Genomic DNA, 2,564 nt, shown 5'->3' on the forward strand with positions numbered 1-2,564 from the left:
CCATCGCCCCACTGCGCCCGCGACCAGGCCCAGGGTCAGTGCTCCCGCGGACAGCTGGAGGAATTTACGGCGATCCAGCGGGCCATCGGCCGCGGGCGCTGCCGCACGGCCACCCGCGTAGTTGAGGAATGCGAGGCCGACGCCGGTGCCGACAACGACGGGGACGGCGTTGACCGCGTCCGTGCCCGTTCGGGTCATCACGGCGACCAGTCCGACCAGCCCCAGCGCGGCGAGAACCGCGATACCCGTGCGGCGCCATCTCCGCTCCGCGACGCCGATGAGCAATCCCAGTACCACGAGCCCCACGGCCATCATCACAAACAGGAAAACCTTGTCACCGGTGCCGAACACGGCGATCACGGTGTCCTTGATGGGCGCGGGGACAGAGTCCACTACGACTCCGCCCACCGCGGTCAGTGGGGACCCCAAGGGCCCGGTCACCCACGCGAAGAATTCGGCGATCCCCACGGCCAGCGCGGTCGCGGCCACGCCCAGCAACTGCCAGGCACCGGTGAAGCTGCGGTGCGTGAGTGGAGCGGCTGCGTCGGCAGAATCCGTGCGGCCCGAGGATGAGGGCATGTCACCAAGGATACGCGGCAACGGCTCAGAGACCTCGTGCCCGCGCCTGCGAGACGCCGGGCGGTCATCGGCCGCGGGTCGTGGTTCGAGGCGGTCAACCTGTGTCTCCAGGCCGGCCGGTAACACCCCCCAGCGATCGAGGATGCTCACGGTAACGGGACGAATCAGTATCTTTCTGATACCAAAGCCGGGCTTCCCAATGCGCTGGCCTATTGGTAACGTGAGCTGCATCACTCGTTGAGAATCTCAACGATAGAGATTGTCCTCTATTTCAGGAGCTCACCCGTGTCACACCCGGTCAATATCAACCCCGTCCGCGGCTTGCTCTACAACCAGCGCTACAGTCGCGACCTGCCGGCGGTGATTTACGAGGACCGCACTCTCAGTTACGACGAGTTCGCGGGCAACGTGCACGAACTCGCGGCGAGCTTGGCGGCGTCGGGCGTGGGCGAGGGCGATCGCGTGATGTACCTGGGCCTGAACTCGGAAATGTTCCTGCGCACCATGTTCGCCACGTGGTGGCTGGGTGGCGTGTTCGAACCGCTCAACTTCCGGCTCGCCCCGCGCGAGGTCGGCGACCTTCTGGCGCGCTCCGCACCTCGGGTGATGATCGTCGAGCCCGGTCATGTGCCGGTTGTCGACGCCGCTCTGGGCGCTTGGATGCGTCCGGTCAGCCCGGCGCGGGGTGGCCCTTCGAGACCGAGACCGTCCTGATCGACAATGATCCCGCGGCACCGCTCAACGAGGGCCTCGAAGTTGCCGAGCACTGGATCCCACTGAGCGGCTTCGTGCAGCGCGCGGAAGGCGTGGAGCTCGGTGAGCCGGTGGAAACCACCGACGACAGCTTGGCCATCCTCATGTTCACCTCCGGCACCACGGGCAAGCCCAAGGGTGTCCGATTGAGCCACGGCAACATTTTCTGGAACGCGTTCAACGTGGATTCCCTGGTGGACACTCGCCGCCGGGACATCAATTACGCGGTTGCGCCCCTCTTCCATATCGGTGCATTGAACTCGTTCACGGTGCGTGCGCTGGTGCGCGGTAACACCACGGTGATCCGGCGCGGGTTCGTGCCCTCCAGGTGCTCGCGGACATCGAGAACTACGGCGTGAACAACGCCTTCTTCGTGCCGGCCATGTTGCTCGCGCTGACCCACGATCCGGAGTTCAAGGGGTCCAAACTCGACTCCCTGCGCGCCTGATCTGCGCTGGAGCACCCGTACCGCCCGTGGTGATCTCACTCTTCGAGTCCAAGAACGTTCCGGTTCAGCAGGCCTGGGGTCTGACCGAGACCGCGCCGTTCGCCACCTATCTGCCCACCGAACTCACCTACGAGAAGGCCGGTTCCGCCGGACTGCCCATGCCGCACACCCAGGTTCGGGTCGTGGATCCGGCGACCGGCGAGCCCATCGAAGAACCCCATCAGCGCGGCGAGCTGTGGGTCAGCGGACCTAACGTCACCGGAGGCTATTGGGAAGACGAAGGGGCACTGCGGCAGCCTTCACCGATGACTGGTTCCACACCGGTGACATCGGTTACCGCGACGAGGACGGTTACTACTACGTGGTCGATCGCCTCAAGGACATGATCATCACCGGCGGCGAGAACGTATATCCCGCAGAGATCGAACGCGTCCTGGCCGAACACCCGGACATCTCCGACGCCGCCGTGGTGGGCGCCCCGGACGAGGAGTGGGGCGAGCGCATCGTGGCCGTCCTGCAGCCGCAGCCCGGGCACGAGGTCCCTTCCATCGAGGAACTGCGACAGTTCTGCAGCGACCGCCTGGCGCGCTACAAGCTCCCCAAGGATCTCGTCACCGTGGAAGAGGTGCCCCGCAACGGTTCCGGCAAGCTCGACAAGGTGGCCATCCGTCAGTTGGTCCAAGGCTGAGATCTCATGACGACGCCGCTCCAAGCCCTACCTGCCCCCGGCTCAGTTGCGTGCCGGATCGCCACCCTGCCGAGCCGTCGGCTCACCGAGCGGACG

4 protein-coding genes and 1 pseudogene are annotated in these 2,564 nt (G+C 65.7%); 4 read left to right on the forward strand and 1 reads right to left on the reverse strand.

Going from position 1 to position 2,564, the window contains the following annotated elements; genetic code table 11:
- Window positions 1-579: pseudogene (locus tag YO9_RS0115905) on the reverse strand (hypothetical protein); the annotation flags it as partial.
- Window positions 580-864: 285 nt separating this feature from the next.
- Here YO9_RS0115905 and YO9_RS19320 point away from each other — a divergent pair.
- The 4 genes from YO9_RS19320 (at window position 865) to YO9_RS19335 (ending at window position 2,468) form a co-directional block, all read left to right on the forward strand.
- The gene (locus YO9_RS19320; protein WP_223286716.1) at window positions 865-1,293 is read left to right on the forward strand and encodes an AMP-binding protein; all 429 of its coding nucleotides are present in this window, start codon (window positions 865-867) and stop codon (window positions 1,291-1,293) included.
- Window positions 1,236-1,691: an AMP-binding protein gene (locus YO9_RS19325; RefSeq protein ID WP_262925734.1), complete on the forward strand. Its 456-nt coding sequence runs from the start codon at window positions 1,236-1,238 to the stop codon at window positions 1,689-1,691. Before YO9_RS19320 ends, YO9_RS19325 begins: the two co-directional genes overlap by 58 nt.
- Window positions 1,692-1,806: 115 nt before the next feature.
- Window positions 1,807-2,166: an AMP-binding protein gene (locus YO9_RS19330; RefSeq protein WP_262925735.1), complete on the forward strand. Its 360-nt coding sequence runs from the start codon at window positions 1,807-1,809 to the stop codon at window positions 2,164-2,166.
- Complete coding sequence (locus tag YO9_RS19335) at window positions 2,142-2,468, forward strand: class I adenylate-forming enzyme family protein (RefSeq protein ID WP_262925736.1); 327 nt, start codon at window positions 2,142-2,144, stop codon at window positions 2,466-2,468. Before YO9_RS19330 ends, YO9_RS19335 begins: the two co-directional genes overlap by 25 nt.
- Window positions 2,469-2,564 lie beyond the last annotated feature (96 nt).

Source organism: Kocuria atrinae C3-8 (assembly GCF_000286355.1).
GTDB lineage: Bacteria > Actinomycetota > Actinomycetes > Actinomycetales > Micrococcaceae > Kocuria > Kocuria atrinae_A.